The sequence below is a fragment of the Pacificibacter sp. AS14 genome (genome assembly GCF_038899935.1).
In the GTDB taxonomy this organism is placed as follows: Bacteria; Pseudomonadota; Alphaproteobacteria; order Rhodobacterales; family Rhodobacteraceae; genus Celeribacter.
On record NZ_JBBMQI010000001.1, the window covers coordinates 256596 to 269902 of the forward strand.

Here is a 13307-nt window from a genome sequence, read left to right on the forward strand (position 1 = left end):
GGTGCAACATGGCCGTTTTGCTTAAAGGTCTATTACCAGCGCAAAACGACAGCGCCCCAAGCGAGGCCGCCACCGATGGCTTCTGCAACGCAGATGTCGCCTTGCTTGATTTGGCCACGAGCTTTTCCGACAGACATCGCCAAAGGAATAGACGCCGCAGAAGTGTTGCCGTGGTCTTGAACGGTGACAACAATTTTATCCATGGGCAGACCCAACTTTTTGGCGGTGCCCTCAATGATGCGGATGTTGGCTTGATGGGGCACAACCCAATCGATGTCAGCGGCTGTGATGCCTGCTTTATCCATGGCGGTCTCGGCTGTAGAGGCAAGTTTTGACACGGCTTGGCGGAACAAAGCGTTTCCCTGCATGCGCAATTTACCGGAATCGCCCGTCGAAGACACGCCACCATCGACATAGAGCATGTCGCGGTAATTGCCGTCGGAGTTCAGATCAACAGAGAGAATACCACGATCATCAGAGGTGCCAGTGCCCTCTTGGGCCTCAAGCACAAGTGCGCCAGCGCCATCGCCGAACAATACACAGGTTGACCTGTCGGTCCAATCCATGATGCGGCTAAAGGTTTCCGCGCCGATCACCAAAACACGTTTGGCCTGGCCTGACACGATTTGCGCATTGGCGTTGGACAAAGCATAGACAAATCCGGCGCAAACGGCTTGCACATCAAAGGCAAAGCCTTTTGTCATGCCCAGTTCTTTTTGAATCATCGTGCCGACAGAGGGAAAGGTCAAATCAGGTGTCGATGTGGCGACGATGATCATATCAATATCATCAGCCTCAAGGCCTGCATCTTTAAGGGCCGCGCGTGCCGCATGGGCCCCCAACTGCGATGTGGTTTCACCTTCGGCGGCAAAATGGCGACGCTCAATACCGGAACGGGTGCGAATCCATTCATCCGAGGTGTCTAGGGTTGCCTCAAATTCCGAATTTGGCACCACACGCTCGGGAAGATAATGGCCAACACCTTTGATAACTGCCCGCACGGTCATAGTGTCTGCTCACATTTGTTATTTGTTATTGTTCAGTTTGCGCTGCGGCTGCGGCGGATGCAACCCGTGCGGCCAAGCGGTCAGAAAAGCCAGACGCGGCCAATTCATAGGCCAGTTTGATGGCTGCAGATACGCCCGTGGCATCTGCAGAGCCATGAGATTTCACAACGGTTCCGCGAAGGCCCAAGAAAACGCCGCCGTTCACACGGCGTGGATCGATTCGTTTTTGCAAACGGCGCAAAGAGGTCAAGGCGAGCAGGGCGGCAATGCGCGACAAAGGCGTGGCCTTAAAGGCTTCTTTGAGGAAATCACCAACAAGTTTCGCGGTGCCTTCACCGGTTTTCAAAGCGATATTGCCAGTAAACCCATCGGTCACAATAACATCAACCCGATCCCCTGGAATGTCGCCACCTTCAACGAATCCCTCATATTGGAACCCGCCAATGCTAGCCGATTTCGCGATCAACTCTTGAGCTTCTTTAAGTTCTGCGCGGCCTTTGTGGTCTTCTGTACCGACGTTCAGCAAGCCGATCCGTGGATTTTTCAACCCAAGGCCGTTGCGGGCATAAGAGGCGCCCATCATGGCGTATTGCAACAGATCGCGTGCATCGGCGCGGATGTCTGCACCGACATCCAGCATCACGTTGAACCCTTGCGGATTGCGTGAGGGCCAAAGGCAAGCAATCGCAGGACGATTGACGCCTTCGATTTTGCGCAGACGGATCATTGAGGTCGCCATAAGCGCACCTGTGTTGCCGCAAGAGACAATAGCCTGTGCCTCGCCGTTTCTGACGGCATCGATGGCTGAGCGCATTGATGTATCCGCGCGACGCATGGCTTGAGATGGCTTTTCGTCCATGGAAACAATGCCTTGCGCGTCACGTATTTCAACGCGACCTTCTAGGCGTTTGTGCTTTTGTATAAGTTTTTTCAGCGCTGCGGCATCACCGTGTATGATAAAATTCACGCAGTCGTTTTTAGATGCAGAACGCGAAATACCGGCAACGATAGCTGCCGGTCCGCGATCGCCGCCCATGGCGTCGATAGATAAAGTGACCCGCGTGCCAGCAAGAGCGCCCAGACGCCCCATGACCTTATCCGCATCTTCGGGTGTTGCCGAAGGGGCCTCGGTGGGGTTCTGTGCGCTCATGCTGATACTCTATCGGTCGAGCTTATGCTGCGTCTTCGTCGTAGTCGATGTCGTCAGCTTGCGCGACAACTTCACGGTCAGCATAGTGACCACATGCGCCACAAACGTGGTGTGGGCGTTTCAGCTCGCCACAGTTTGGGCATTCCGCTGGGTTACCTGCAACCAATGCATCGTGTGAACGACGTTGGCCGCCGCGTGAACGTGTGATCTTACTCTTTGGGACTGCCATTGGCACAACCTCGAATTTATGGGGGCAGAGTGCCCCGGAACTGTGGGGCGTCGCCCCTGAATTTATCGGCAATCCGGCGTCATTTTGCGTGGCGCAAAACGGTCGAACCCCAACATGCAATTGAGGCCGGGAACATACTGAGAAATACGTATGTTGCAAGGCCTTTGTTTGCAGCGAATTGATGGCCCGTCTTAGTCGCCTTTTTCCAGCTTGTCACGTAGGCTTTTCAATGAAGCGAAAGGTTTTGTGTCTTCATCGGTCATTGCATCGGTACCCTGCTGTGTAAATAGGGTCTCTGGCAGCTCTGCATCCGATGCGCGGGGGTAATCTGGCAGGGCTAGAACCAAGGCTTCAGAAGCCACATCAAGCAAAGTGAGCGATACGGGAATCGGCTCGACGGTGTCATCTTTGGGCACTTCGATCTCAGATTCGTTTTCGGCTGTGGCCAAAGCGGGATCGTTAAAGTCTGATGTGTAGAGCCGCTCCACGATAACATCGACACGGGTGGTGACGGGTTCAAGCGTGGCGACGCAGGCCTGCGATACGGTCGCGCCAAGTTTAGCTTTAAGTTGCCAATCGTGTTTGGACGCGGGGATAAAACTGCCCTCAAAGCGCAGTTTTTTAAGACCAAGCAGGCCAAGGTCTTCGCGTAGGGACTTCATTTGCGCCGCATCGGGCTCCAAAGTGAAGCTGTGCTCACGGGTGCTGGACAGATCGGACAGGCGAAAAGACGCGCCCCACGTGTTTAGGCTGATTTTCGTACCATTTTTAGACATGGATGCGTTCTCCTTGATCGTCGCGCGGTGGTCGTATAAGCCGATTAAAAGGCAAGACGGCACAACGCAAGAGGGGCTTATGCTCAAAATGATCAATATCGACCGGACGACATCATGGATTGGCCGCATAGCAAAAGGCGCGTTGATGATTATAGGCGCTTGCGCGCTGAGTGCCTGTGTCGCGCAAATTCGCAATCATGGCTATCTTCCTTCTGATGAGGCTTTGGCCAAAATCGTAGTGGGACGCGATACAAAGGATACCGTACGCGAGGTGGTTGGTCCGCCGCAAGCCGAAGGTCTTTTGGCCGCGTCTGGTTGGTATTACGTGCGCTCTGAGTTTCAGCACTTGGGCGCGTTTGAACCAAAAGAGATAGATCGCCAAGTATTGGCCATCTCGTTCAACGACAGTGGCGTTGTGACAAATGTAGAACGTTTTGGCCTGGACGAAGGGCGTGTGATCGTTCTGTCGCAGCGGGTTACGACGTCTAATGTGCAGGGTACGACGTTCTTAAGTCAGCTGTTTGGCAACTTGGGACAGATTTCTGCGGAACAGTTGCTTCAATAACAGATTCCATAGCTTTGATATGAAAACGGCGGCCTATCTAGGCCGCCGTTTGTCGTTTTAGCTGTGATTTTGCCGTTCAATCGTCTTGGCTTGCGTTGTCACTGGGTTCAAACAGCAGCGCCACGCCGTTGATGCAATAGCGTCGGCCCGTTGGTTTTGGCCCATCTGGAAATACATGTCCCAAATGCGCGCCACAATCGTCGCAATGCACTTCGGTGCGCGTCATACCGTGAGTTGTGTCATGACTTTCGCCCACAGGCGCGTCGTCTTTGGCGGCATAAAAGGCTGGCCAGCCGCAATGGCTTTCATATTTGGTGTCTTGGGTGAACAGTTCAGCTCCACAACATACGCAGTGAAACGTGCCCGGTTCTTTTGGAAACCCAGGGTGCGAGTAGGCGCGTTCCGTGCCCTGTTCGCGGGTAACACGGTAGGCATCGGGATCAAGTGCCTCTTTCCACTCGGCGTCTGACTTGTTGACCTTTGGTGTGTTCGACATGAGGCCTCCTAAATATATATGGGCGTTTTTTGAAATGTAGTAGTTTTCACCCGAACCACCAGCGCATAGCGATATCACGTGGCGTCAAACTTTTGTCATACCTTGTAGGTTATCCTTAGGGCACTCATACTCTGGTCACGCCGCGATCTGCGGAGGACATAATGCGGAATATACAAAAGGCCTAACCATGTTGAATTTGCGTAAATCGCGGTACACTGTCCGCATCGCCAACGATCGTGCTGACATCGCAGCTGCGCAGCGCTTGCGGTATATCGCATTCGTGGCCGAGGCAGGGACGCTGGCGCGCAAAGATGGGCTTGACGCGGACGACTTTGACGTTCTGTGCCACCATGTTTTGATCGAAGATCGCAAATCCGGCCAGCTTGTGTGCTGTTTTCGCTTTTTGGACCTCAAAGACGGTGGTGATATCGGCACAAGCTATTCCGCGCAGTATTACGGGTTGGACAAGCTTGCCACCTACAAAGGTCGCATGGTCGAGATGGGACGCTTTTGCGTGCATCCTGAATGGCGTGACGCAGACATTTTGCGCGTCGCTTGGGGGGCTATGACCACCTATGTCGATGATAACGCTGTGGATATGCTGTTTGGCTGTTCCTCGTTTCATGGCACCGACTGGGCTGTGCATGCCGATGCTTTGGCGATGCTGAAGCACCGGCATTTGGGACCAAAAGGGCTGCTGCCGCATGTAAAAGCGCCCAATGTTTTTAAATTCGCCGCGCGCCTGCGCCGCAAACCCAATGCAAAACGCGCCGCTTTGGCGATGCCGCCGTTGTTGAAAACCTATCTGATGATGGGGGGATGGGTTTCGGATCACGCTGTGGTGGATCGTGACCTTGGTACGATGCACGTCTTTACCGGCGTGGAAATCAGTGCGATTCCACCTGCTCGTAAAAAGCTTCTGCGCGCTGTGGCGGGGTAAACCTGTTTCTAAAGCGCCTGACACTACCGCATATGCCTCTACAGCGTCAGGTGCGCTTTGACGTAATCCATGCCGGATTTTTGAAAGACCTCTGTGTCGATTTTAAATCCGCATTTTTGGTAAAACCCCGCAGCACTCAACCGTGCATCGCACCAAATTAACGTGGCGCCTTTGGTTTTGAGCTCTGTACGGGCTGCAAAAATCAATCTGCGTGCGATCCCTTGGCCATGCAGCTTTGGCTCTACGGCCATCTTTCTCAATCGAAATACGGATGCGGCGTCGGGGTCGCGAAAAAAACTGCCGATTCCCACTAAAACCTCGTTTTGATAAGCTCCGAAATTCAGAGCATTCTCGTCGCCCGGCAAATGCATCTCGGCGCGACTTTTGTTTGGCCATAAAACACGCTGCCGCAAATCAAGCGTTTGCTGGGCAGTTATGCTGCGAATTTCAACGATCATAGGGCCTCCCGTGTTTTGTACATAATATATATGCGCTCAAATGCTGTTCCAGACCTTATATAACTCAGGACCGCTTGACGTTCATTGCGGGCCATTGTAGCGGGATTGCATGGCACGCGCACCCTTACTCCAGCTCTCGAACATCTCGCTCACTTTTGGCGGAGATCCCGTATTTGATGGCCTCGATTTGGTCGTCCAACAAGGCGACCGTGTCGCTTTAGTGGGGCGAAACGGATCGGGGAAATCCACCTTGATGAAAGTCATGGCCGGACTGATGGAGGCCGACAAGGGCACCCGTGTCCTTGGTCCTGGCACCACGGTGGGCTACATGGAACAAGAGCCCAAGATGGAAGGCTTCACCACTTTGGGTGAATTTGCCGCATCCCAGCTTGATCCCATGGAAAGCTACAAAGTCGACATGGTCGCCGAAGGGTTGAAATTCAATCCAGAAGGCTTGATCGCCACTGCATCGGGGGGCGAACGCCGTCGTGCGGCTTTGGCCAAATTGTTGGCAGAAGCGCCTGAATTGATGTTGCTGGACGAGCCGACCAACCACTTGGACGTCCAAGCCATCGCATGGCTCGAAGAAGAATTAAAAACCACCCGCACGGCCTATGTGATCATTTCACACGATAGGGCTTTTTTGAACCGTTTGACCAAAGCCACGCTTTGGGTCGATCGCGGTCAAGTGCGCCGCCAAGAAGAAGGCTTTGCCGCCTTTGAAGCTTGGCGCGATAAACTGTGGGAAGAAGAAGACGAACAGCGTCATAAATTGAACCGCAAGATCAAAGCTGAGGCCCGTTGGGCTGTCGAAGGCATCTCTGCGCGTCGCACACGTAACCAAGGTCGCGTGCGGGCTTTGCAAGATCTGCGCGCTGAAAAGTCGTCGCAGATCAGTCGTCAAGGCACCGCTGCCATGGATCTGGAAGTCTCCGAAGTGTCGGGTAAGCGCGTGGTCGAAGCCATCGGCGTGTCCAAAGCCTTTGGCGACAAGCAAATTCTGAGCAATTTTGACATCAAAATCGGCCGCGGGGATCGTATCGCCTTTGTCGGGCCGAACGGTGTGGGCAAAACCACCTTGCTGAAAATGCTCACAGGCGAGATTGAAGTTGATTCTGGAGAAATTAAGCTTGGCACCAAGCTTGATGTGGCGGTTTTCGACCAAACCCGCAGCAATATTCGCGAAGATTTGACCCTTTGGGAAGCCTTGCTGTCTGAAAAAAACCTCACCGTTTCTGGTCGCGCCGATCAGATCATGGTGCGTGGTCATCCCAAACATGTTGTTGGCTATCTCAAAGAATTCCTCTTTTCCGATTCCCAAGCGCGTGCGCCCGTATCGGCGCTGTCTGGTGGCGAAAAAGCGCGTTTGCTTTTGGCGAAAATCATGGCGAAACCGTCCAACCTTTTGGTGCTCGATGAGCCGACCAATGATCTGGATATTGAGACGCTGGATTTGCTGCAAGAGCTGTTGACCGAGTTTTCAGGCACTGTTTTGCTGGTCTCGCACGATCGTGATTTCATCGACCGTGTGGCCACGCAGACCATCGCGATGGAAGGCGACGGGCAGGCGACTGTTTATCCTGGCGGTTGGAGCGACTATCAACGCCAACGCAAAGCCACAGCCCAGAAAACGGCAACGACCGTCAATATGAAGTCCAAGCAAAAGGGATCAGCAAAAATCGCTGAGCCTACACCTGCGGCGAAGTCCAAACTATCCTTCACCGAAAAGCACCGCTTGGAAACTTTGCCGGCGGAGATTGAGCGGATCGAGGCAGAAATCGCCAAACTGGGGGAGCTGATGGCAGACCCTAAACTGTTCACAGATCATCCTGCGAAGTTTGCCAAAGCGACGGAGATGTTGTCCGAACGCCAAACAGCTCTCGAGACGGTCGAGGCTGAATGGATCGATTTGGAAGAGCGCAACGCTGGCTAAAACCCGCTTATTATGCGCTGAAAACGGCCTATAAACAGCCCTTAAATCGCGTGAATGTGCAGCCACAGTGAAGCCACTGTGCAGGTTTGATGAGATCAACTTTTTCTCACGTGACTGTGAACGACCGGCCTCTAGCTAATTGAAAAATTATGAGTATTTCTTCGGTTATAGACGCACAGGGCAAGATGCCCGTGCCTATCATAATGGCCTCATTGAAGAGGCGTACAGGAGATAGATATGAACCGTTTCGCATTTGCACTCGCATCCGCATCCACACTCGCTTTCGCTGTTCCAGCACTCGCAGGCAGCTATGACCCAGCACCTGTTGAAGCACCTGTTGTTGTTGTTCCCGTACAACAAACCGCTGACGCGGATTGGTCTGGCTTTTACGGCGGTCTTTCTGCTGGCTACGGCTGGGGCGAAGATATTGCCGATGAAGCCGACGACGCAACATACGGCCTTTTCGGTGGCTACAACTATGACCTTGGCAACTGGGTTTTGGGCGGCGAACTTGAGTACGCGAAAACAGACTTGGAAAACGATGACTCGTCTATCGACGACATGACTCGTTTGAAATTGCGTGCTGGTTATGACCTTGGCAAAGTTGTTGTTTACGGCATCGTTGGCGCCAACTACGCCAATGCGACTATCGATGGCACAGATTACTCCGACACAGGCGTAAGCTACGGTATCGGCGCTGACTACGCTTTGTCTGACGCAGTTGTTGCTGGCTTTGAAGTTTTGCAAAACGACTTCAACGAATTTGACGACAGCGGCGAAGATTTGTCTGCGGCAACAGTCGGTGCGAAAATCGCTTACCGCTTCTAAAGCGACTGTGGGGTAAACATCTTACCTCTTTAAAACACTTAACCCCCGATCCTTTGTTGGGTCGGGGGTTTTGCATTTTTACTGTTTTGCGGTTCTATAAAACTGAGGACTTGGGTATGGGATTGCCAAACGCGCATCGGCGCCTTGAGGCCTTTTGAAGTGATGTAGCGCGTCGTCTTATCAATTGCGCCTAGTATACCCATCGGGCCATGTAAGGAAAACCAAATGAAAATTGCTCTCTATAGCGTCCTTATCATTTTTATTGCTGCGTTGGCCTATGTGCGTTTGTCGCCCATGGTTGCAGATCGATGGAATATTGACCCTTTTGAGGTCGAACCACCAAAAGAAGGCGGCGTGCTGCAGCGTTTTATGTCGTCTCTTGGGGCCGTCGCGACCTTGGAGGCATATCGCGCGGTGGCATTGGCGACACCGCGTACTGTTGTTTTGGCAGGATCACCATCTGAGGCACGCATGTCTTTTGTCACCCGCAGCGCGTTGTGGGGCTTTCCTGATGTGACAACCATTGGCGTGCGCGAGACCATTGAAGGGACTGAAGTTGCTATCTTTGCACGCTTGCGCTTTGGTAAAAGTGATATCGGCGTCAATGGAAAACGTGTGATGGCATGGCGCGCAATGGTCGAAAACGCACAGTGATCCGCACGTATTTTATCTGACAGACGGCCTTGGCCCCTTGACCCTGTGGCCGTGAGCGGGCAACACCTTTCCCATGATACCAGAAGAACGCCTACATCAAATCACCCAGCGCTTTGAGTTTATCGAAGCGTCCATGTCGACCGGCGAAGGCGATATCGTGGCTTTGGGCCGCGAATATGCTGAGCTGCGCCCAGTCGTCGATCAAGTCCGCGCCTATATGCAGGTCGCCCAAGACATCGAAGACGCGACAGCCATGTTGGATGATCCCGATATGAAAGAGCTGGCGGAACTCGAATTGCCAGAGCTGAAAGCGCAATTGCCAGTCATCGAAGAGGCGCTGCAAATTGCATTGCTGCCCAAAGATGCCGCCGACAATGGCTCTGCCATCTTGGAAATTCGTCCCGGAACAGGCGGCGATGAAGCGGGGCTTTTTGCGGGTGATCTGTTACGCATGTATCAGCGCTACGCTGAAAACATGAAATGGAAATTCGACATCATCGAGCTGTCTGAGGGCGATCTGGGCGGTGTTAAATCTGTCACCGCCAATGTGGTCGGAGATGGTGTTTTTGCGCGGATGAAATTCGAATCTGGTGTGCACCGTGTGCAACGTGTGCCAGAAACCGAAAGTGGCGGGCGGGTGCATACATCTGCGGCCACAGTCGCGGTTTTGCCCGAAGCCAAAGACGTCGATATCGATATTCAAGCCAACGACATTCGCATCGATACGATGCGCGCGTCAGGGGCGGGTGGTCAGCACGTGAACACCACCGATTCCGCTGTGCGCATCACCCACTTGCCCACAGGCATCATCGTTGTTTCGGCTGAGAAATCGCAGCACCGCAACCGCGAGATTGCCATGAACGTGCTCAAAGCGCGTTTGTACGATATGGAACGTCAAAAAATCCATGATGAACGCTCTGCAGATCGCAAATCTCAGGTTGGTTCTGGTGATCGCTCTGAACGCATTCGCACCTATAATTTCCCGCAAGGCCGCTTGTCTGATCACCGTATCAACCTGACGCTGTACAAATTGGATGCGGTTATGGGGGGGGATTTGGATGAAATCATCGATGCCTTGATTTCCGATCACCAAGCGACGCTTTTGGCTGAGATGGGTCAATAGACCCTGTGCAAGTGACTGTTCAACAGGCGCTTGTTGTGGCCGCGCGGCGGTTGACTGAGGCGGGTATCGATGGCGCTGTGCGCGATGCGCGTGTCTTGATGGCGCATGTTTTGCAGATAGATGTCAGTCGGATCACTCTGATCGCGCCTGATGAGCTAAATGCTGATGCAAATGCGGCTTTTGACGCCTGCATTACGCGCCGCATTGCACGTGAACCTGTCAGTCACATTTTGGGGCGTCGCAGTTTTTATGGTCGCGATTTCACAGTCACCGCCGATGTGCTTGATCCACGCCCTGAAACCGAGATTTTGGTCGCAGAGGCGTTGAAGCAGCCGTTTTCTTCCGTGCTCGACATGGGCGTGGGCTCTGGCGCGATCGTGCTGAGCTTGCTGGCCGATCAACCTTTGGCCAAGGGGCAGGGCAGTGATCTGTCGCCCACGGCGCTTGCCGTTGCACAAGCCAACGCAGATCAATTGGGTCTTAGCAATAGCGTGCGGTTTACCCAGTCCGATTGGTTTGAAAACATCATTGGCACGTTTGATCTGATTGTCTCCAACCCGCCCTATATCGCCTTGGATGAAATGCCCGATCTGTCGCCAGAGCTGTCGTTCGAGCCCCGTATGGCGCTAACGGATGAAGCGGACGGCTTGGACGCCTACCGCATCATCACCGCTGGTGCCTTGGCACATCTGCGGCCGCGAGGACGGATTTTATTGGAAATCGGTCCAACCCAAGGGCGCGCCGTTGCCGATATGCTTTTGACGCAAGGATTAAAAGCCGTGCGGATTGTGCCCGATCTGGACGGGCGTGATCGTGTTGTCTGTGGCGTGGCTCCTAAGTCAGTTTTGTCGATATGAGCAAAACATTAGATTTTTACCTCTAAACTTTGGGTTGTCAGTCCAAATATGCTTAAAACAGGGCCATATTACACAAAACGACTTGTAAAAAAATACCAGTCATGTTTACTCACATATGCGCAGGATGGGATTGGTTCCCCCTCGCAGTCACCCAAAACTCTGCTGGTGCTCATCTTGGATCCTTTGGACCTGATGTAGCTTAAGCAGCGTTACGGGCCAGTTTATAGGCCACATTTTAGGCAAGCCGGGCCAAAGATCCGGCGCAAATAGGCGCGAAAGTCAAAACATATGAGATCTTCGAAAAATCGTTCGCGGTCAAAGCCGAACAATCGCAACAACAGCAACCGCTCTGCGACCAATATCGTCAACCGGACTTATGACAGTTCGGGGCCAGAGGGGAAAGTGCGCGGCACACCGCAACAGATCATCGAAAAATACAACCAATTGGCACGCGATGCACAGTTGAGCAATGACCGCGTTGCCGCTGAGAACTTTCAGCAGCACGCAGAGCATTACACACGTTTGCTTGGCGCCGCGCAAAAAGAGATTGATGCGCAGCGCGAGCAGCAAGAACGCGAACAACAAGAACGTCGTGATCGTCAAGAGGCTGAGCGTCTTGAACGCGTAGCCCGTGCCGAGCGCAACGGTGAACGTACCGAACGTGGTGAGCGCACAGATCAAGGCGAACGTGGTGATCGTCCTGAACGTCCTGAACGCCCTGCGCGCCGTCCTCGCAATGATTATAGTGATGCTACAGAGCAACCCAGCGCAGCTGCAATCCCTGGCGAGGGCGATCAGCCTGACATCTTAGCTCCAGCACCTGCCGCTGTTGTCGATGTGCCTTCGGACACGGACTCTGGCCTTGTGGCAACTCCAGAAGAAGCGCCCAAACCAAAACGTGCACGCGCGCCGCGCAAACCCCGCGCACCACGTGCCCCAAAAGTTGATACCATAACAGAGCCAGCCGCTGAGCCTGAAATCGAGAAAAAGACAGAAGAAAAATCGGCAGATGCACCTGCTGCAGCGCCAACTGGCGATGCGCCGGAAGCCGCTGAATAGCAAGCTGTTTCAATAGCGAAGACTAAAAAACCCGCCAATTTTGGCGGGTTTTTTCATGTCTGGTGAGAGCCATTAGGGTCGATTTAAACGTTTCGAATATAGCCAGCCCGGGGTGGCCACTGACGTAAGCGATCCGGTGTTGGCGTTCGAACGAACAGCAGCTAATGACCTTGACCGCTTTGCCGGAGAGCTCAACAGTATGAACGTTGCACTTTAGTCTTTTGTAAAAAAAACTGAGTATTCAATAATGTTGTATTATCTCATTATTCTTTTAAAGAGCAAACCCACATCGTTCTGGATGAACATCATGGCTCAGTTTTGGGGTAGTCTTTTAAAATCAAGAGCCCATCGCCTCAACTCTACACACCCTATTCAGTGTACTTGGAAACGATTTTTCCGTAGGTTCCATCCGCTTTCAATTCTTCAATCGATGCTTTGAGTTGAGCTGCAATTTCGGGGTCAAAAGTGGTATTTGACGCCAGCCAGAGCGGCGCTTCAACAATCGGTGCGCCGGTGACAATCGTCGCTGGATCGAAACCTTGAGCCTTCGTCAGGTAGCGCGCGCGGTGATCAAACGTGTACCAGGCTTCGACACGCCCTTTGTTTAGAAGAGTGGCCGAGGTCGCAGGATCTGTTGCAGGTTTAAGGTTCGTCAGGCCTGCTGCCGTGAGGCGTTTTGCGCGCGGGGACCCTTCCAATGTCGTGACGCTTTTGAGCGCTATGGCCTCGTCAGTCGTGTTTATCGCCGCGGAGGTTGTTGCAAACACTTCATTGGTGACAATGACTTCGACAATCCAATTGAACATGTCTTCTCGCGCAGGGCTGCGCAGCACCGTAAATGCAAGGGAATTGGGTGTTTTCTGAATTTCAGCATTCATCCGTATAAAAGGTAAGTACTCGAAATCAAACTCAAGGTCCGTACGCTCACTTATTTCCAACAGTAGTTCATGCGTGATGCCAGGCATGTCCGGTTCACCAATGGAAAATGGTGGCAAAACGGCGGAAAACGTTTTAATCGGTTCTGCAGAAACTCCAATCGAACCGCCCATTGCCATCGACAGGCCAAAGAGTGTTGCGCGTTTTAAGTTTGTATACATGTCCATAATTTACCTTTTCGAACTGTGACATTGAACGAATGATTGAGACAGCGCTCACTCACTCTTGCTGAGTTCTTGTCGCACAAGACCATGAATAAAATTATAAAGCCGATTTTTTGGTTGAGTGCGCCTGCA

The 13307-nt window shown here is 52.8% G+C and carries 15 protein-coding genes; 8 read left to right on the forward strand and 7 right to left on the reverse strand.

Features of this window, described 5'->3' with window-relative positions:
- Positions 1–32: 32 nt before the first annotated feature.
- The 4 genes from WNY38_RS01290 to WNY38_RS01305 form a co-directional block, all read right to left on the reverse strand.
- Positions 33–1007 carry a beta-ketoacyl-ACP synthase III gene (locus WNY38_RS01290; RefSeq protein ID WP_342855503.1) on the reverse strand — a complete coding sequence of 325 codons (975 nt, stop codon included), beginning with the start codon at positions 1005–1007 and terminating at the stop codon, positions 33–35.
- A gap of 25 nt (positions 1008–1032) precedes the next feature.
- Entirely contained in the window at positions 1033–2097 is a 1065-nt protein-coding gene (plsX, locus tag WNY38_RS01295; protein ID WP_342855807.1) for a phosphate acyltransferase PlsX, read from the reverse strand.
- 82 nt (positions 2098–2179) lie between these two features.
- Positions 2180–2386 (reverse strand): 50S ribosomal protein L32, encoded by a 207-nt coding sequence (rpmF, locus tag WNY38_RS01300; protein WP_215941998.1) that lies wholly within the window; start codon positions 2384–2386, stop codon positions 2180–2182.
- Positions 2387–2577: 191 nt separating this feature from the next.
- Complete coding sequence (locus WNY38_RS01305; RefSeq protein ID WP_342855504.1) at positions 2578–3162, reverse strand: DUF177 domain-containing protein; 585 nt, start codon at positions 3160–3162, stop codon at positions 2578–2580.
- Between the two features lie 79 nt (positions 3163–3241).
- Here WNY38_RS01305 and WNY38_RS01310 point away from each other — a divergent pair, with 79 nt between their 5' ends.
- A complete protein-coding gene (locus WNY38_RS01310; RefSeq protein ID WP_342855505.1) occupies positions 3242–3727 on the forward strand; it encodes an outer membrane protein assembly factor BamE in 486 nt (161 codons plus the stop codon).
- 76 nt (positions 3728–3803) lie between these two features.
- Here WNY38_RS01310 and msrB read toward each other — a convergent pair whose 3' ends face one another.
- Positions 3804–4223 carry a peptide-methionine (R)-S-oxide reductase MsrB gene (gene msrB, locus WNY38_RS01315; protein ID WP_342855506.1) on the reverse strand — a complete coding sequence of 140 codons (420 nt, stop codon included), beginning with the start codon at positions 4221–4223 and terminating at the stop codon, positions 3804–3806.
- Positions 4224–4410: 187 nt separating this feature from the next.
- Between msrB and WNY38_RS01320 the strand changes: the two genes are divergently transcribed.
- The gene (locus WNY38_RS01320; protein ID WP_342855507.1) at positions 4411–5163 is read left to right on the forward strand and encodes a GNAT family N-acyltransferase; all 753 of its coding nucleotides are present in this window, start codon (positions 4411–4413) and stop codon (positions 5161–5163) included.
- 38 nt (positions 5164–5201) lie between these two features.
- Here the strand turns inward: WNY38_RS01320 and WNY38_RS01325 are convergent, their stop codons facing one another.
- Positions 5202–5621: a GNAT family N-acetyltransferase gene (locus WNY38_RS01325; RefSeq protein WP_342855508.1), complete on the reverse strand. Its 420-nt coding sequence runs from the start codon at positions 5619–5621 to the stop codon at positions 5202–5204.
- A gap of 109 nt (positions 5622–5730) precedes the next feature.
- On the opposite strand from WNY38_RS01325, the gene WNY38_RS01330 reads away from it, so the two are divergent.
- From WNY38_RS01330 to WNY38_RS01355, 6 genes are all read left to right on the forward strand, one after another.
- Entirely contained in the window at positions 5731–7554 is a 1824-nt protein-coding gene (locus WNY38_RS01330) for an ATP-binding cassette domain-containing protein (RefSeq protein WP_342855509.1), read from the forward strand.
- Positions 7555–7791: 237 nt separating this feature from the next.
- Complete coding sequence (locus WNY38_RS01335) at positions 7792–8382, forward strand: outer membrane beta-barrel protein (protein WP_342855510.1); 591 nt, start codon at positions 7792–7794, stop codon at positions 8380–8382.
- Positions 8383–8607: 225 nt separating this feature from the next.
- A complete protein-coding gene (locus tag WNY38_RS01340) occupies positions 8608–9036 on the forward strand; it encodes a DUF1499 domain-containing protein (protein ID WP_342855511.1) in 429 nt (142 codons plus the stop codon).
- Between the two features lie 73 nt (positions 9037–9109).
- On the forward strand, positions 9110–10159 hold the full coding sequence (prfA, locus tag WNY38_RS01345; protein WP_342855512.1) for a peptide chain release factor 1: 1050 nt from the start codon (positions 9110–9112) through the stop codon (positions 10157–10159).
- A gap of 11 nt (positions 10160–10170) precedes the next feature.
- Positions 10171–11016, forward strand: a complete 846-nt coding sequence (gene prmC / locus WNY38_RS01350) for a peptide chain release factor N(5)-glutamine methyltransferase (RefSeq protein ID WP_342855513.1) — start codon at positions 10171–10173, stop codon at positions 11014–11016.
- Between the two features lie 288 nt (positions 11017–11304).
- Positions 11305–12075: a DUF4167 domain-containing protein gene (locus WNY38_RS01355; RefSeq protein WP_342855514.1), complete on the forward strand. Its 771-nt coding sequence runs from the start codon at positions 11305–11307 to the stop codon at positions 12073–12075.
- Between the two features lie 368 nt (positions 12076–12443).
- Here WNY38_RS01355 and WNY38_RS01360 read toward each other — a convergent pair whose 3' ends face one another.
- Positions 12444–13178 carry a transporter substrate-binding domain-containing protein gene (locus WNY38_RS01360; protein ID WP_342855515.1) on the reverse strand — a complete coding sequence of 245 codons (735 nt, stop codon included), beginning with the start codon at positions 13176–13178 and terminating at the stop codon, positions 12444–12446.
- Between the last annotated feature and the right edge of the window lie 129 nt (positions 13179–13307).

Coding starts and splice junctions, on each gene's coding strand:
- WNY38_RS01290 (WP_342855503.1), bottom strand. CDS start 1,007: ATGACCGTGCGGGCAGTTATCAAAGGTGTTGGCCATTATCTTCCCGAG.
- plsX (WP_342855807.1), bottom strand. CDS start 2,097: ATGGGGCGTCTGGGCGCTCTTGCTGGCACGCGGGTCACTTTATCTATC.
- rpmF (WP_215941998.1), bottom strand. CDS start 2,386: ATGGCAGTCCCAAAGAGTAAGATCACACGTTCACGCGGCGGCCAACGT.
- WNY38_RS01305 (WP_342855504.1), bottom strand. CDS start 3,162: ATGTCTAAAAATGGTACGAAAATCAGCCTAAACACGTGGGGCGCGTCT.
- WNY38_RS01310 (WP_342855505.1), top strand. CDS start 3,242: ATGCTCAAAATGATCAATATCGACCGGACGACATCATGGATTGGCCGC.
- msrB (WP_342855506.1), bottom strand. CDS start 4,223: ATGTCGAACACACCAAAGGTCAACAAGTCAGACGCCGAGTGGAAAGAG.
- WNY38_RS01320 (WP_342855507.1), top strand. CDS start 4,411: ATGTTGAATTTGCGTAAATCGCGGTACACTGTCCGCATCGCCAACGAT.
- WNY38_RS01325 (WP_342855508.1), bottom strand. CDS start 5,621: ATGATCGTTGAAATTCGCAGCATAACTGCCCAGCAAACGCTTGATTTG.
- WNY38_RS01330 (WP_342855509.1), top strand. CDS start 5,731: ATGGCACGCGCACCCTTACTCCAGCTCTCGAACATCTCGCTCACTTTT.
- WNY38_RS01335 (WP_342855510.1), top strand. CDS start 7,792: ATGAACCGTTTCGCATTTGCACTCGCATCCGCATCCACACTCGCTTTC.
- WNY38_RS01340 (WP_342855511.1), top strand. CDS start 8,608: ATGAAAATTGCTCTCTATAGCGTCCTTATCATTTTTATTGCTGCGTTG.
- prfA (WP_342855512.1), top strand. CDS start 9,110: ATGATACCAGAAGAACGCCTACATCAAATCACCCAGCGCTTTGAGTTT.
- WNY38_RS01355 (WP_342855514.1), top strand. CDS start 11,305: ATGAGATCTTCGAAAAATCGTTCGCGGTCAAAGCCGAACAATCGCAAC.
- WNY38_RS01360 (WP_342855515.1), bottom strand. CDS start 13,178: ATGGACATGTATACAAACTTAAAACGCGCAACACTCTTTGGCCTGTCG.